The sequence below is a fragment of the Xanthomonas prunicola genome, from assembly GCF_002846205.1.
GTDB lineage: Bacteria > Pseudomonadota > Gammaproteobacteria > Xanthomonadales > Xanthomonadaceae > Xanthomonas > Xanthomonas prunicola.
The window spans coordinates 1,191,903-1,207,932 of the sequence record NZ_PHKV01000001.1; the positions used below are offsets into that span (position 1 = coordinate 1,191,903).

The window sequence follows — 16,030 nt, forward strand, 5'->3', positions numbered from 1 at the left end:
CCTTTCCCGTCTGGGCGAGACGGCACGGTTTGCGCGCCACTGGCATGTGTGCCGTGGAGCGCGTGCGTCGCAAACGCGGGCTGGGGCGCGGAGCGGGGGTCGGGGGCAAAGCTTTCGTGTCGTTCAAGCTGCAGGTGGCCTCGCGCGCACCCTCATCCGGCGCTGCGCGCCACCTTCTCCCGCCGGGCGGGAGAAGAACAAGCAGTCGAGCTGCCGCTTGAAGCCCTCTCCCGTCGGGGGCTCCAAGGCACGGTTTGCGCGCCACTGGCGCGTGTGCATTGGAGCGCCCGCGTCGCGAACGCGGACTGGGGCGCGGAGCGGGGGTTGGGGGCAAAGCTTTCGGGTCGTTCAAACTGCTGAAGATCGTTCAAACTGCTGCAGACCGCCAACATACACCCGCGGCACCCGCTTGAGTCCGCACAGCAACTGATATGCGCTGACATTGCATTGCGCGGCCAGCGGGCTGACTTGCGGGGCATCGCCCCACAGTTGCACCGGCGTGCCGATGTCGGCCTGCGGGTGATCGGTGAGGTCCACGGTGAGCATGTCCATCGAAACGCGACCGATCAGCGGGCAGACCTGGCCATCCACCAGCACCGGGGTGCCATTCGGCGCGAACTGCGGGTAGCCGTCGGCATAGCCCATCGCCACCACGCCCACGCGCGTGGGTCGTTCGGCGACAAAGCGGGCTCCATATCCCACCGGCTCACCGATCGGCAGGTCGCGGACCGAAATGATGCGCGAGCGCAGCGTCATCACCGGGCGCAATTGCGCAGTGTTCTCGGTGTCCTGCGCGAACGGGTTGGCGCCGTACACCATTAGCCCCGGGCGCGACCAGTCGTTGCGCAGCGCTGGCCAGCCGAGCAGGCCAGGCGAATTGCGCAGGCTGGTTTCCGCGCGCATGCCGCCGGCGGTCAGCGCAAAGGCCACGGCCTGTTCATCGGTGCGGCTGCAGTCCAATTCGTCGGCACGCGCCAGATGGGTCATCAGCACCAGCGAGGCGATCTGCGGCAACCCGCGCAGGCGCAACCATGCGGCGCGGAAATCTTCTGGCGACAGGCCCAGCCGATGCATGCCGCTGTCCATCTTCAACCACACCCGCAACGGCCGCGGGCTCTGGAATTCGGCCAGCGCGCGTACCTGCTGCGGTGTGGCTGCCACCGTCCACAGATCGTGTTCGGCGATCAGGCGTAATTCGTCGTGTTCGAAGAAACCTTCCAGCAGCAGGATCGGCGCGCGGATGCCGGCCTGGCGCAGTTCCAGCGCCTCTTCGATGCAGGCCACCGCAAAGCCGTCCGCCTCTGGTTCCAAGGCCTGCGCGCAGCGCACCGCGCCGTGCCCATAGGCGTCGGCCTTGACCACCGCCAGCGCCTTGCTGCCGCCCAGCCGCTTGGCCAGGCGATAGTTGTGGCGCAATGCCTCCAGATCGATCGACGCTTGCGCAGGACGCACTACGCGGCCTCCCGCTGCGGGCGCGCACTGCGTGGCGACAGGTACCGGAACACGTCCAGACCCTCGGTATCGATCTCGGGCGTGCGGCCTTGCATCAGGTCGGCCAGGTAGCGTCCGGAGCCGCAGGCCATAGTCCAACCCAGCGTGCCGTGGCCGGTGTTGAGGAACAGGTTGGAATACGGCGTAGCGCCGACGACCGGCGTGCCATCCGGGGTGGCCGGGCGCAGGCCGGTCCAGAACTCGGCCTGGGCCAGATCACCGCCGCCTGGGAACAGGTCGTTGACCACCATTTCCAGGGTGGCGCGACGACGCGGATTCAAGGACATGTCGAAGCCGGCCACCTCGGCCATGCCGCCGACGCGGATGCGGTCGTCGAAACGGGTGAGCGCGATCTTGTAACTCTCGTCCAGCACCGTGGAGGTCGGCGCGCGCTGCGCATCGACGATCGGAATGGTGAGCGAGTAGCCCTTGAGCGGGTACACCGGCAGATGCAGGCCGAGCGAGAGCAGCAGGTCGGCTGAATAACTGCCCAGCGCCAGCACGTAGCGGTCGGCGGTCTCGATGCGGCCATCGATCTGCACGCCGGTGACCTGGCCGCCAGCATGCTCCAGCCGCTCGATCTGTTGCCCGTAGCGGAACCTGACGCCTGCCTGCGCGGCCAGTTCGGCCAGACGCTGAGTGAACAGCCGGCAGTCGCCGGTCTGGTCTTCGGGCAGACGCAGCGCGCCAGCCATCTGCGCGCCGCCGCCAGCCAAACCGGGCTCGAATTGCGCAATCTGCGCCGGGCTCAGCAGCTCGTACGGCACGCCGTATTGGGCCAGCACGTCGATATCCTGCGCCGCCGCATCGAGCTGCTGCTGGGTGCGGAACAGCTGCGTGGTGCCGAGCTGGCGGCCTTCGAATTCGATACCGGTCTCGGCACGCAATGCATTGAGGCAATCGCGGCTGTAGTCGGACATGCGCACCATGCGCGCCTTGTTCACCGCATAGCGCTCGGCGGTGCAGTTGCGCAGCATCTGGCTCAGCCACGCCAGCTGACGCAGGTCGCGGGTGGGGCGGATCGACAGCGGTGCATGCTGCTCGAACAGCCACTTCACCGCCTTGCCGGGCACGCCAGGCGCGGCCCAGGGAGAGGTATAGCCGAACGACAGCTGGCCGGCGTTGGCGTAGCTGGTCTCCAGCGCGGCAGCCGGCTGGCGGTCGACCACGGTCACTTCGCAACCGGCCTGCGCCAGGTACCACGCACTGGTCACGCCGATGACGCCGCTGCCGAGAATGAGCACACGCATGTCGTTCTCCTGAAAAGGGCATTCCCCCACAACCACGCGCTGATGGGGATGGTTAGACGCAGTATATTGCGAGCCAGGCAGTGCCATTTCTGGAATCGAGGCGCTTTTGCAGTGAAACTTCCTGCCAAATCTTGCCGAGACAAACGCCATGACCACCCGCGCCCGTGAGCTGGACAAGATCGACCGCAAGATCCTGCGCATCCTGCAGCAGGAGGGGCGGATTTCGTTTACCGAACTGGGCGAGCGGGTCGGCCTGTCGACCACACCCTGCACCGAGCGTGTGCGCCGGCTGGAGCGCGATGGCGCCATCACCGGCTACTACGCGCGGCTGGACCCGCACTATCTCAAAGCCAGCCTGCTGGTCTTCGTCGAGATCAGCCTGGCGTACAAATCGGGCGATATCTTCGAAGAATTCCGCCGCGCCGCGCTGAAGCTGCCCAACGTGCTGGAGTGCCATCTGGTCTCCGGCGATTTCGACTACCTGCTCAAGGCGCGCATCAGCGAGATGGCTTCGTACCGCAAGTTGCTCGGCAGCACCTTGCTGACCATGCCGCATGTACGCGAATCCAAGAGCTACATCGTGATGGAAGAGGTCAAGGAGACACTGGCGTTGCCGATCGTCGATTGAAGCGGGGATTGGGGACAACAGACCCCAGCGCCGCGATCAGCGCACCACGCGCATGCCATCGCCCGCCGGTACCGCGTCGTAGTAGCGACCGGTTTTGGTATCCAGCACCCGGTTGGCGCCGGCCGGCTGCATGCCCTGCAGCAAGCGGCCATTACGGTCGTAGACCATCGGCTTCGTCGGCGCCACCTGGCTGCCGGCAGGCGCGACAGGGGTCTGTGCCGGCCCGCGCGTCGGAATGGTCGGCGCGACCGGGCGCTGACCAAGCTGCGAGGGCACGGGTGCGGCGGAAGGCGCCGGCTGCAGCGCGCGCGGCGGCGTCACCGTGGGCTGCACTGGCGTCGGTGTGGTGATGGGCTGCAAGGTCGTAGATGAGCGCGTGGTGGTGGCCGACTGCGCCGCTGCCGCTCCGGCCGTCGTCAGCAGCACGCACAGCAGGATGCGACGGGTTGATGGATGGATCGCCATGACAGGCACCATGCGTGTTCGAGGGTACTTCGTCGATGGGGGCGCGGATGTGCCGGGGCAATGCGCGCGACCGGCCGGGGGATGAACGCTTTCGCCAAGTCGTTGCGATGCGAAGAACGTCACCACCCATTGCAAGGGCACACGCCAGCAGTTTTATGCATGCAGCGATGCCACCTCCGCAGCACCATGATGATCGCCCTCACCGGTTGAACCACCCCGACAATGCCCACATCACTGGAGCAGGCGCCGGCACCCCGCTGGCGAGCGCATGCGAGAGCCCCATGAGCCAGTTCGATCTGACCCCTCCCTCCCCCGCCCAACGCGATACCCTGATCGCCGGGCTCAGCGATGAGGAACAGCGCGTGCTGCTGCAGCATGGCACCGAGGCGCCGTTCTGCGGGGTGTTTCTGGACAACAAGCTGGACGGTGTCTACACCTGCCGGTTGTGCGGCCTGCCGCTGTTCCGGTCCAGCGCCAAATTCGAATCCGGGACCGGTTGGCCGAGCTTCTTCGCGCCTTACGATCCCGCGCACGTGCGCGAGATCCGCGATACCAGCTACGGCATGATCCGCACCGAAATCGTCTGCGCACGCTGCGACAGCCATCTGGGCCATGTGTTCCCGGACGGCCCGCCGCCGACCGGCGAGCGCCACTGCTTGAACTCGGTCTCGCTGGGCTTCACCGAAAACGGCCAGGCATTGCCCAACCCGCTGCACCGCGAAGGCGCCGAGACGCAGCCGGCCTGATGGCATCGTCTGCCCGCCAGGCAACGGCCATGGTGGTGCCTGGGAGGTGTTGAAGAACGCCTCCCTGCGCTTTGCGCGACAGGCCAGGCAGGGCGGGCCACGCGCAGCGCTCGATTTTCAAACGGGCGGCCACACGCAGACCAGGTTCCAGGTCCACCGCGACGCTGTAGGTTGTTCAGTCTTCCGCAGGCAGCCTGACCGGACCCGGCACATCTTTTCGAGCGATATGGGCAACGCCGGCACCCAGCCATCGACATTCCAACCGTCGCCAGTACGGCGTCGGTCCCATCCAGGCAGGAGTACGCAGATGCACACGTCCTCATCCCTGATGCTCACCGTCCTGCTGGCCACCGCCCTCGCCGGCTGCAACGCAGGCAGCCCGCCGCCGGCAGCAGAGGCGGCCAAGCCCGCAGACACCCAGCCAGCCACCGCCAAGCGCGCCGACAGCCGCCCACCTGCCGTGAGTACGGACGCCAGCGTGACCGGCCCGCTGCCCCGGACCGGTAAGCCGCCGGTCCAAACCACGCCTGCTGCCGCCCCGCCACTTCCGGCGCACGTGATGGCCTGGCGTTGCGGCCAGCGCCTGATCACCACACGGTTCGACTCGGCCACCGATGCCTTACAGCTGACGCTCGACAACCGCAGGCTGATCCTGCTCAGTGCCCAGGCGGCATCCGGGGCACGTTTTGCCGATGCCCAGGGCAACCAGTTCTGGGAACATGCGGGCGAAGCGACGCTGTCGCTGGCGGGGAGCGAAGCGATCAAATGCGTGCATGAGGCCGCCATGACAATCGGCTAAGTGTTCAGTTACAGGGCACCTCTTCACGCCGCGCGCTTCAAGAATCGGCTGCGCAAGCCGAAACCATTAGCAACCCCAGTTTGCTTTCGGCTGCGCCATGCTCATCATCATCGGCTTCATCGTCGTCATCGTCAGTGTCCTCGGCGGCTATGTGCTGTCGCACGGAAAGCTGGGCGCGTTGTGGCAGCCGTACGAGCTGATGATCATCGGTGGCGCGGCATTCGGTGCGTTTCTGGTCAGCACCCCGGGCAAGATCGTCAAAGAGACCTTCAGCAGCATCATGGGCGTGTTCAAGGGCCCGCAGTACAAGTCCGACGACTACAAGGACACCCTGAGCCTGATCTACGAGCTGTTGAACAAGGCCCGCCGCGACGGCTTCATGGCGCTGGAAGACCATGTCGAAAAGCCGCAGGACAGCACCATCTTCGGCAACTACCCCAAGGTCGTGGCCGACCATCATCTGCTGGATTTCATCACCGACTGCCTGCGCCTGATGATCGGCAGCAACATCGAGCCGCACGAGTTGGAACCGCTGCTCGAACTGGAACTGGAAAAACACCATCACGAAGCCCTGGCGCCGTCGCATGCGCTGAGCAAGGTGTCCGATGGCCTGCCTGGCTTCGGCATCGTGGCGGCGGTGCTCGGCATCGTGATCACCATGGGCTCGATCGGCGGTCCGATCGAAGAAATTGGCCACCACGTCGGCGCCGCGCTGGTCGGCACCTTCCTCGGCATCCTGCTGGCGTATGGCTTCGTGGCGCCGTTGTCGGCGGCGATGGAAGCGCGTGCCGAGCAGGACGGGCGCATCTATGAAGCGGTCAAGACCGCGCTGCTGGCCTGCCTGCGTGGCTACAACCCGAAGATCGCGCTCGAATTCGCCCGCAAGACCCTGCCCTCCAATGTGCGTCCGAGCTTCGGCGATTTCGAAACGCACCTGAAGACGATCAAGTAGGGCTGCGGGTATGCCCGAGGCCAAATCCACCGTCGTCATCCGACGGGTCAAGAAGGTGCAAGGCGGCGGCCATCATGGCGGCGCCTGGAAGGTGGCGTTCGCCGACTTCGTGACCGCGATGATGGCGTTCTTCCTGGTGCTGTGGCTGATGGCGGCCACCACCAAGGAACAGCGCGCGGCGATCTCCGAATACTTCCGCAACCCCAGCCCGCTGTCGGGCAAATCGCCCGCGCCCTCGCCTGGCATGAACGGCCCTGGCGGCGCCAGCACCTCGATGATCAAGCTCGGCGGCACCGCCGACATGGCCAAGGGGCAGAAGGACGAAATGGGCCGCAAGCGCGACAACGCTGCGGACACCAACGAAGACAGCCGCAGCAAGGACAAAAAGCGTCTGGAAGCGCTGATGCAGGACCTGAAAGAGGCCATCGACAAGAGCCAGGCGCTGGAGCCGTTCAAGGACCAGCTGCTATTGGATCTCACGCCGGATGGCCTGCGCATCCAGATCGTGGACAAGCAGAATCGCCCGATGTTCGACATCGGCCGCGACCAGCTCAAGCCGTACACGGTCGCGATCCTGCACGAGCTGTCCAACTTCATCAATCAAGTGCCCAACCACATCAGCATCACCGGCCACACCGACATCACTGCCTACAGCAGCGATGCCGGCTACACCAACTGGGAACTCAGCGCCGATCGTGCCAATGCCGCCCGCCGCGCGCTGGTGGGCGGGGGCATGTCCGATGCAAAGGTCACGCGCGTGGTGGGGCTGTCGTCGTCGGTGCTGTTCGACAAGACCGACCCGCAGAACCCGATCAACCGCCGCATCAGCATCGTGGTGATGACCCAGGACGCCGAAAACGCGGCCCTGGCCGGTGCGGGGCAAGGCGTGGCGCTGGGCAAATCGGTGCACGATGCCGACACCCAGGTGCCGGATCTGAGCGGCGCTGCAACCACTGGCACGGCCACCGTGGGGACGCCGGTCAAGCAAGCAACACCACCAGCGGCCTCGCCAGTCGCTGCCGCCGCGACTCCGGCATCGGCCGCACCTACCGCTGCCCGTCCGGCAGGACCGCGTCTGTCTTCCAGCGCGCAGGTGGCGTCTGCCACGGCGCTCGCCAAAGCTGCCGAAGCGGCGGTGGAGAAGCGGTAATTCGGGGCAGGGCTTGGACGTGCAGGCGGCGAGTTGCCATTTCCCACGCAAACGCAGCGGGGACATGGCCCATTGCTGTTTCGGGCCAGGCCCGCCGGTGGCGACGCTTGGGCCGGTGTCCGTGAAGACGGTGCGTCCCTGGCGGCCCCGTCTCGTCCAGGTGCCCATTTCCGCGACGCATCGCATCGCATCGTGCGGCGCACGCTCTAGAATGGCCGGCCATTCCTAGCGTCGAGAACACCGTGTCCCGCAATTCCAAGGCCAAGCGCGACAAGCGCAAGAAGCAGCAGCCCAAGCGCCCCTTCGCCCGCCTGGGCCAGGCGCCCCAGGTCACCAACCATGCCGTGCTGCAGGACGCCGACGGTCGCGTCGTGGCCGCGATCGGTCTGCAGGGTGGCAGCGAGTGGATGCTGTCGATCGGCGGCCAGACCATGGGCAGCGCCGACAACCCGGTGCCGATGCTGGCCATGCTCAAGCACCTGGCCAACCTGCAGGAAGCCGAAGGCAAGACCATCTCGCTGGAATATTCGACCCAGCTGCAGCAGATGATCGACGACCTGGCCGCCGACGAAGGCCAGACCGCCGAGGAATACCTGACCAAGCTGGTGTCCGAGTTCCAGAACGCCGATGCGGATGAAGACGGCGACGAGGAAGGCGCTGCTGACGATGCCGGCACCGACGCCGTTGCTGAAGACACTACGGCTGAAGACGACACTGCCGGCGCCGATGACAGTGTGGCCGACGCTGAAGCGAGCGACGATGCCGAGGGCGCCAGCGCCGGCAAGAAGCCGAAGAAGTCCAAGAAGGCCTGACCCGGCTGATGGCCGTCTACGTCGACGATGCGGTGCACCTGTGGCGCGATCAGCGCTGGGCGCACCTGCTGGGCGATACGCTGGACGAGCTACATGCCATGGCGGCGCGGCTGGGCATTCCCCGCCGCGCCTTCCAGAACAAACTCAGTGGGGCGCACTACGATGTGCCCGCTCCGCTGCGCCTTGAGGCGATTGCCCTTGGCGCCATCGCCATTTCCCGCCATACCGACCGCGCCTTGCTCAAGGCGTTGATCGCAAATGCGCGAGCGCAAGCGCGCGGCGAGCACGCATAAGCGGCGCTTGCGACGCTGACAGGCGGCATCCCGTCACACGTGTCGGTCGAACTGCCGGCCCGCCAATCAAACTCTCGCGCCGCAATATAAAGACATACATTGCGTGCCGCGCGTGCGTGTGGTGTTGTACGACACCGTCGGCCCGTCACCACTGCACGTGGCTTGGGAGAGGTGTCTTGTCCATCCGTGCTTTCTCCACCGATGCTGTCTCTCTGTTGTCCGTCGCCGTTCTGGAAGACGACGCGCTGTTGCGCGAGGACATCCTCATCCCTGGGTTGCGCGAGTTCGGCTTTCGCGTCAGCGGCGCCGGGACCGCTGGCGAACTGTATCGGCTGATGCTGCAACAGGCCTTCGATCTGGTGGTGCTCGATCTCGGCCTTCCCGACGAATGCGGACTGAGTGTGGTGACGCATCTGCGCTCGTTGTTCGCCGGGCTTGGCATCGTCGTGCTGACCGGCAATCGCGGTCGCAACGACCACGTACGCGCCTTGCACGGCGGTGCCGACGCCTTCCTGCGCAAACCGGCCGATCCGGAAATCCTCGCACTGACCTTGCGCAACCTGGCACAGCGTCTGCGCACGGCCAACATCAGCGTCACCGCGCCCAGGCAGGCCTGGCGACTGCAATCAGACGGCTGGTGCCTGTTGGCGCCGGACGGCACGGTCATGGTGCTGACCTCCCTGGAGCGGTGTCTGATGCGCTGCCTGGATGCGCAGCGCGGCCAGGCGATCGAGCGCGAGACCCTGGTATCGGCATTGGAAGCCACCGCCGGCGACTTCGACCTGCACCGGCTGGAAATGCTGATCCATCGTCTGCGGCGCAAGGCCGCACGCATCGCCAGCGATCAGACACCGGCACTGCCGCTGCTGTCCTCGCGCGGTATGGGCTACCTGCTGGCCGACTGAGGCGGCGCTGCCGCCAGCGGCAATTGCAGGCACAGACAGGCCCCGCCTTGCGGCCCATTGCTCGCCGTCACCTGGCCACCGGCCGCGGCGATGATGCCTTGCACCACCGACAAGCCCAGCCCGGTGCCCTTGCCGACCGGCTTGGTGGTGTAGAACGGCTCGAGGATGCGCGCCAGCAGATGCGGTGCAATGCCCGGACCGGTATCGCAGAAACGCAAGCACACCGTGGCCTCGCGCAACTCGCCCTGGATGCGGAACACGCCCTGCCCCTCCATTGCATCGCGTGCGTTGGCGGCAATGTTGAGCAACACCAATTCGAGATCATCGCGATCCATCAGGACCCACAGTGGCGGCCCGGCCGCGAGGCACTCCAGCCGGATCTCGTGCCCGAATAGCTGGCGCAAGGTGGGTTCGGCATCGCGCAGTGCGACGCGGGCATCGAACAGGGTCGGCAGGCCGGGTTCGGCGCGGCCGAAATTGAGGATGCGCCGGCTGACAGTCAACGCACGCCGCGAGGCGGTCTCGATGTTTTCCAGCGTCTTGAGCAGTGGCGCTTCGCCATAGCCCTCCAGCGCATCGCGCCGTTGCGCATAACCGATGATCACGTTGATCAGGTTATCGAAATCGTGCGCGACGCCAGCTGCCAGACGCCCGAGCGCCTCCATTTTCTGGGTGTGGATCAGTTGCTCCTGCACGCGTTCGCGCTCGGCCATTTCCTGCAGCAGACGGCGATTGAGCTGCTCCAGTTCGCATCGGCGTTGCTCTGATTCAAGCAGGCTGTCGCGCAATGCGGCGATGGTGCGATCCAGGATCAGGGTGATCAGCAGATAGGCGCCGACGGTCACCAGGCCTAGGCCGATGTTGCCGCGCACCGAGCGCCAGGGCACCGGCCAGATCACCTGTGCGAGCACGCCCAGCAACGCGGCGGCCGCCAGCAACAGAAACACCCGCCAGAGTGCGCGACTGCCCAACACCATGCCGGCGAGCACCAGCGCCAGCAAGGGCATGGGGTTGGTCAACAGGTCGTAAATGTCCACCCGCACATAGGTGACCAACACGCCGATCAACGTCGCAGCCACGTAGGTCCGCACCGCTCCTGCAGTGTCGCCGCGCCGCACGCGCCACACGCCCATCGCCGCGCCTGCCGCAGTGAGCACGCTACCCACCAGGGCAAACAACAGGTCCGTGTGGCTCAGCAAGCGCGCCGCGCCAGCCACGTAGAGAAACAGGCCGATGTCGCCGGCGGTATAGAGCACGATCGCCGCCAGCAGCACTTGCAGGAACGCCGCATGCCGCTGGTCGCTGGCACTGGCAGACGTCGGTGGCTGCAAACAGTGCAAAACGTGGATGAATTTCACAGAACTGGCAACCGGCGACCGCGACAACTTCGGATGCTCACATCGGTGGTGAGTGGATGCAATCGTCGTTTGGTGACAGCCCCCAGGTAGCGTGACAAATTTTTGACGCACTTCGCGCACGCCGACAGAACTCCGCATCGACAGGGGGATGCCTTGGAGTTTGGCCTGCGCCAGTCGCTCCGCCCACCACGTCCTGGGGACACCGATGAGCCTTCTGCCTGACCATGTACCGGGCCAGCACCGCGCCCGCCTCGCCGTTTTCCGCCCCGTTAGTAGCACTGCCTGCATCGCACCACCACCGCGGCGGTCGCTCACGCGCGCCATCGTCACCCTCCTGTTTCTGGCCAGTCGTCTCGCGACTGCACACGCCGCCCCCCCGGCGCCAGAGGCGACAAGCCCGAACGGCCAGGCAAGCACCACCGACAACACGGTGCAGGACGACTCTACGGCGCCAGCAGACGCGGCCGACGATATCGGCAAGCATCTGCAGATCGTCGGTGGCAGCGACCCGTCCGAAGACGTCGGCGCGTTCGCCGGCGAGCCTTATGCGGTGGCCATCGGCGAGGCCAGCAATGCGCTCGGCGAAGGCGGCATTGCACTGGGTGCCGGTGCCACGGTGACGGCCAAGAACGCCATCGCCACCGGCTACGCAGCGTCAGCGAGCGGCGAATCGGCCATCGCCATCGGCGGCACGACCGAGGTGTTCGACTACAACGAGGGCGGCGAGATCATCGGCAGTCACCAGGATTCCACCGAGGCCAGCGGGTTCGGCGCGGTGGCGCTGGGTGGCGGCGCCAAGGCCACTGCGGCGCTGTCTACTGCAGTGGGGAGCGGCAGCGAAGCACGCAATGTGCAAAGCACGGCGCTGGGTTACCGCGCCCGCGCGTTCGAAGACGGAGCGACCGCGGTCGGCGGCTTGGCGGTGGCCTCGGGCTATCTGTCCACTGCCAACGGCTACTTCGCCCGCGCCACCGGCACCAGTAGCGTAGCGATCGGCAACACCTCCCTGGCCAGCGGGATCGACAGCGTGGCCATCGGCGGCGTCAGCACTGCCGCGGCGTCGGCTGGCAACAGCAGCAGCCTCACCGCGGCCACCGGTGTCGGTAGCGTCGCGCTGGGTGCGGGTGCGGTGACGCAATCCGATTACGCGATCGCCATCGGCTACAACTCCAACGTGTTCCCCAATCTGCCGGGCAACACCGATTCCGTGGCGATCGGCCATAGCGCCGGTTCGTTCGCCCCCAACACGGTCTCGTTGGGCGCCTATGCCTTGGCATCGGACCAGGACGGGATCGCCGTGGGTCACAACAGCTGGGCCTTGACCGCCAACAGCGTGGTCCTGGGCTCGGGCGCCGTCAGCTCCTGGTACAACCCCAACAGCACCGCCCTGGGTGCGGCCACCCGTACCGACGGCGTCGATGCCACCTCGATCGGCTATGGCGCCAAGGTCGGCAACTGGGTGGACGATGCCTGGAACCGCGCTCCGGTCAGCGCGGTGGCGCTGGGCGCCTTCTCGCACGCAACCCGCAGCTACAGCGTGGCGGTGGGCGATGTGGCATCCGGGCTGACACGGCAGATCACCAGCGTAGCGGCCGGCACCGAAGCCACCGATGCGGTCAACAAGGGCCAGCTCGATGCATTGGCGGCAGATGTGCAGTCCACCAGCGGCATGTTGCAGGCCAACGGCGAGGGCACTGCCAGCGCGATCGGCGAGCGCAGCACGGCGGCCGGTGCCGGCGCTTCGGCCAGCGGAGCGCGCAGCGTGGCGGTGGCGGCAGGCAGTCGTGCCAGCGCCAGCGGCGCCAGCGCACTGGGCGTGGACAGCAACGCCAGCGGCGTAAACAGCACGGCGATGGGGCGGCAGACCAATGCCATCGGCGAGAACGCGCTGTCGCTGGGTTACAACAGCTTCGTGCGCCACAGCGGCGTCAACGGCGTGGCGTTGGGTGCCAATGCCGGTGCCAGCGGAGCCGATTCGGTGGCGCTGGGCTCGGGGTCGCGCACCTACGAGGCCAATACGGTCGCGGTGGGCAGCGGCAACGGTCGCGGTGGTCCGGCGACGCGGCGCATCGTCAATTTGGGCGCCGGCGCGATCGCCGACGGCAGTAGCGAGGCGATCACCGGCGGACAGTTGTTCCAGTCGCTGAGCAATGCCGCCAGTTTCCTGGGCGGTGGCGCGGCCATCGGCGCACAAGGCGTATTCGTTGCGCCGAGCTACGTGATCCAGGGTGCCAGCTACACCAATGTCGGTGCCGCACTGACCGCGCTGGACAGCAAGGTCAGCGCGCTGGATGGACGCATGGGTGGCACGCCGCTGTTGCGGACAGCCGCGTTGCGCAGTGCCGGCGTGTCGGCAGTACTGGCGCCTGCAACCTCTGCGGTTGCGACAGCCGAGGGGAGCGATAGCGAGCTGCAAGGCACGCCGACGCCGGCGGCCGCCAGCGCCAGCACGGTGGCCGCGACGTCCACGGCGATGGGCTCCGCGGCGGTGGCCAACGATGTCACCGGAACGGCGATCGGTGGCAGCGCCTACGCGCACGGCCCCAACGACACCGCGATCGGCAGCAATGCGCGCGTCAATGCCGATGGCAGCACCGCAGTCGGCGCCAACACGCAGATCGCCGCAGTGGCGACCAATGCGGTGGCGATGGGCGAGGGCGCACAGGTCAGCGCGGCCTCGGCCACGGCCATCGGGCAGGGCGCGCATGCCACCGCGCAAGGCGCCGTCGCTTTGGGCCAAGGCTCGGTGGCCGACCGCGCCAACGCGGTCTCGGTGGGCAGCGCCGGCGCCGAGCGGCAGATCATCAACGTGGCCGCCGGTCGTTCCGATACCGACGCGGCCAACGTCGCCCAGGTCTCTTCGGGCGACGCACGGACGCTGAGTTCGGCCAACAGTTATACCGACAGCCGCGTCTCGGCCCTGAGCGACAGTTTCAGCCAGCTGCACGACGACAGCATGCGCCGCTTCCAGAACATGGATCGCCGCATCGACCGCCTCGGCGCGATGAGCGCGGCGATGCTCAACATGGCCAGCAATGCGGCCGGCACGCAGAGCGAACGTGGACGCATCTCCGTCGGCGCCGGCTTCCAGAGCAGCGAGCGTGCGCTGTCGATCGGCTATGCCCGCAAGATCGGCGAGCGCGGCTCCTTCAGCCTGGGCGGCGCCTTCAGCGGCAGCGACTCCTCCGCCGGTCTGGGCTTCGGTGTGGACTTGTGAGCCTGTCCGCACGCACCGCCATCCCCTTTCTTCTTGGAATTGCGCCCATGAACACTGCCTCTCCACCGCTCCGGACGCTGTTGCTGAGCGCCCTGCTCGCCACCGCCCCCTTCCAGCTGCATGCAGCCAACGATCTGCTGGAACAACGTGGCCTGGTCGACAGCCCGGCGCCTGCCGGCTCCCCCGCGGCCGGCCGCCTCATCGTCAAGTACAAACCGACCATCGGCTCCAACGCGCTGCGCGAGTCCATCCTGTCGTCGGCCGCACGCCGCGCCAACGTGCTGCCGCTCAGCAGTAACGCCGCCCGTAGCGCGCCGATGGCCGCGCGCGTCCTGCGCACCACCGGCACCGGCGCCAGCGTGCTGCGCCTGACCGGCCACCTGACTGCTGCCGAGCAGACCAAGCTACTGACCGAACTGCGTGCCGATCCGGCCGTCGAATACGCGCAATTCGATCGGATGATGCAGCCGGTACTCGACCGGGTCGGGTCGGCCGCACTGCCGGCACAGGCGCGTACAACGGCGCAGGCCACCGATCCGGCAGTGCCCAACGACAAGTTCTACACCCAGTATCAATGGCATATGCAGGACAGCACGGGCGGAATCCGCGCGCCCAAGGCCTGGGAGACCTCCACCGGCAGCGGCGTGGTGGTGGCCGTGATCGATACCGGCATCCTGCCCGACCATCCGGATCTGAAGCACAACGACCACGTCCTGCAGGGCTACGACTTCATCACCAATGCCATCGTGTCCCGTCGCGCCACCGACGATCGGGTGCCCGGCGCGCTCGACTATGGCGATTGGATAGCCGACGACAACCCCTGTGCGCAAAGTGCGCGCGATAGCTCCTGGCACGGCACCCACACGGCCGGCACGATCGGCGAACTGACCAACAACGGCATTGGTGGCGTCGGCGCCGCACACGACGCCCAGATCCTGCCGATCCGCGTGCTCGGCCAATGCGGCGGCATGACCTCGGATATTGCCGATGCAATCGTGTGGGCGTCGGGCGGACACGTCGATGGCGTGCCGGACAATACCCATCCGGCCGAAGTGATCAGCCTGAGCCTGGGGGGCCCCGGCAGTTGCGACAGCACCACGCAGCAAGCGATCAATACAGCCGTCGCCAACGGCACCACGGTCGTGGTGGCCGCCGGCAACGATTCCCTCGATGCGGCGCAATCCACCCCGGCCAGCTGCAGCAACGTGATCACCGTGGGTGCAACCCGCATCACAGGGGGCATTGCGTACTACTCCAACTTCGGATCAGTCGTCGACGTGGCGGGACCAGGTGGTGGCGGGAAGGAGGACGCGGGCAACGGCGGTTGGGACGGACTGGTGCTGTCGACCGCTTATAGCGGCAAGACCACGCCGACGTCGGGCGAGTACAACTATCGCGGCTATGCCGGAACCTCGATGGCCACGCCGCACGTCGCGGCCGTGGCTGCATTGGTGCAAAGCGCGTTGGCGAGCGCTGGCAAGACACCGCTGAGCCCATCGCAACTGCAGGCGGTCTTGAAGCAGACCGCGCGCGCGTTTCCGGTGCCACCGCCGGCAGCGACCCCGATCGGCAGCGGCATCGTCGATGCGACGGCAGCGATGGACTATGTCCGCACCAGTTGCAGCGGCAGCAGCTGCAAGCCGGTGACCACCGCACTGAGCAACCGCACGCCGCTCACCGCGCAAACTGCCGGCGTCGACGAGGAGCGTCTGTATAGCTTCACCGCCACTGCGGGGACGCCGTTGAACGTGCTCTCCTACGGCGGCGGCGGCAATGTCGCCCTGTACGTGAAGTTCGGCGCCGAGCCCACCACCAGCAGCTACGACCTGCGTTCGGTCCGTGCCGGCAATGCACAGACCGTGCGCCTGCCGTCGCCACAGGCCGGCACCTACTTCATCAAGCTGGTCGGCGGAGACGGTGGTTTCAGCAATGTGTCCTTAATGGCCCGGCAGTGATCTAGCCGG

General features: G+C 66.8%; 14 protein-coding genes. 10 read left to right on the plus strand and 4 right to left on the minus strand.

Annotation, left to right across the window (positions count from 1 at the left end):
• Positions 1–348: 348 nt before the first annotated feature.
• Positions 349–1,452 carry an alanine racemase gene (gene alr, locus XpruCFBP8353_RS05275; protein ID WP_101362214.1) on the minus strand — a complete coding sequence of 368 codons (1,104 nt, stop codon included), beginning with the start codon at positions 1,450–1,452 and terminating at the stop codon, positions 349–351.
• Entirely contained in the window at positions 1,452–2,741 is a 1,290-nt protein-coding gene (locus XpruCFBP8353_RS05280; protein WP_101362215.1) for a D-amino acid dehydrogenase, read from the minus strand. Before XpruCFBP8353_RS05280 ends, alr begins: the two co-directional genes overlap by 1 nt.
• 148 nt (positions 2,742–2,889) lie before the next feature.
• On the opposite strand from XpruCFBP8353_RS05280, the gene XpruCFBP8353_RS05285 reads away from it, so the two are divergent.
• On the plus strand, positions 2,890–3,369 hold the full coding sequence (locus tag XpruCFBP8353_RS05285; RefSeq protein ID WP_101362216.1) for an Lrp/AsnC ligand binding domain-containing protein: 480 nt from the start codon (positions 2,890–2,892) through the stop codon (positions 3,367–3,369).
• Between the two features lie 36 nt (positions 3,370–3,405).
• Here XpruCFBP8353_RS05285 and XpruCFBP8353_RS05290 read toward each other — a convergent pair whose 3' ends face one another.
• On the minus strand, positions 3,406–3,834 hold the full coding sequence (locus tag XpruCFBP8353_RS05290) for a hypothetical protein (protein ID WP_101362492.1): 429 nt from the start codon (positions 3,832–3,834) through the stop codon (positions 3,406–3,408).
• A 281-nt stretch (positions 3,835–4,115) separates the two neighbouring features.
• Between XpruCFBP8353_RS05290 and msrB the strand changes: the two genes are divergently transcribed.
• The 7 genes from msrB (at position 4,116) to XpruCFBP8353_RS05325 (ending at position 9,491) form a co-directional block, all read left to right on the plus strand.
• Positions 4,116–4,580 carry a peptide-methionine (R)-S-oxide reductase MsrB gene (msrB, locus tag XpruCFBP8353_RS05295; protein ID WP_101362217.1) on the plus strand — a complete coding sequence of 155 codons (465 nt, stop codon included), beginning with the start codon at positions 4,116–4,118 and terminating at the stop codon, positions 4,578–4,580.
• Positions 4,581–4,887: 307 nt separating this feature from the next.
• Positions 4,888–5,379, plus strand: coding sequence for an MliC family protein (locus tag XpruCFBP8353_RS05300; RefSeq protein WP_101362218.1), 492 nt, complete (start codon positions 4,888–4,890; stop codon positions 5,377–5,379).
• A gap of 97 nt (positions 5,380–5,476) precedes the next feature.
• On the plus strand, positions 5,477–6,331 hold the full coding sequence (gene motA, locus XpruCFBP8353_RS05305) for a flagellar motor stator protein MotA (RefSeq protein ID WP_101362219.1): 855 nt from the start codon (positions 5,477–5,479) through the stop codon (positions 6,329–6,331).
• A 10-nt stretch (positions 6,332–6,341) separates the two neighbouring features.
• Positions 6,342–7,481 carry a flagellar motor protein MotB gene (gene motB, locus XpruCFBP8353_RS05310; protein ID WP_101362220.1) on the plus strand — a complete coding sequence of 380 codons (1,140 nt, stop codon included), beginning with the start codon at positions 6,342–6,344 and terminating at the stop codon, positions 7,479–7,481.
• Positions 7,482–7,723: 242 nt separating this feature from the next.
• On the plus strand, positions 7,724–8,293 hold the full coding sequence (locus tag XpruCFBP8353_RS05315; protein WP_101362221.1) for a hypothetical protein: 570 nt from the start codon (positions 7,724–7,726) through the stop codon (positions 8,291–8,293).
• An 8-nt stretch (positions 8,294–8,301) separates the two neighbouring features.
• The gene (locus XpruCFBP8353_RS05320; RefSeq protein ID WP_010372155.1) at positions 8,302–8,586 is read left to right on the plus strand and encodes a DUF4031 domain-containing protein; all 285 of its coding nucleotides are present in this window, start codon (positions 8,302–8,304) and stop codon (positions 8,584–8,586) included.
• Positions 8,587–8,801: 215 nt separating this feature from the next.
• Positions 8,802–9,491 (plus strand): response regulator transcription factor, encoded by a 690-nt coding sequence (locus tag XpruCFBP8353_RS05325; protein ID WP_101362222.1) that lies wholly within the window; start codon positions 8,802–8,804, stop codon positions 9,489–9,491.
• Here XpruCFBP8353_RS05325 and XpruCFBP8353_RS05330 read toward each other — a convergent pair.
• Entirely contained in the window at positions 9,473–10,849 is a 1,377-nt protein-coding gene (locus tag XpruCFBP8353_RS05330; RefSeq protein ID WP_101362223.1) for a sensor histidine kinase, read from the minus strand. The genes XpruCFBP8353_RS05325 and XpruCFBP8353_RS05330 overlap by 19 nt on opposite strands.
• A 205-nt stretch (positions 10,850–11,054) precedes the next feature.
• Between XpruCFBP8353_RS05330 and XpruCFBP8353_RS05335 the strand changes: the two genes are divergently transcribed.
• Both XpruCFBP8353_RS05335 and XpruCFBP8353_RS05340 read left to right on the plus strand, forming a co-directional pair.
• Positions 11,055–14,066, plus strand: a complete 3,012-nt coding sequence (locus XpruCFBP8353_RS05335; protein WP_101362224.1) for an adhesin — start codon at positions 11,055–11,057, stop codon at positions 14,064–14,066.
• Positions 14,067–14,113: 47 nt separating this feature from the next.
• Positions 14,114–16,021, plus strand: coding sequence for a S8 family peptidase (locus XpruCFBP8353_RS05340; protein ID WP_101362225.1), 1,908 nt, complete (start codon positions 14,114–14,116; stop codon positions 16,019–16,021).
• The last annotated feature ends 9 nt before the right edge of the window (positions 16,022–16,030 follow it).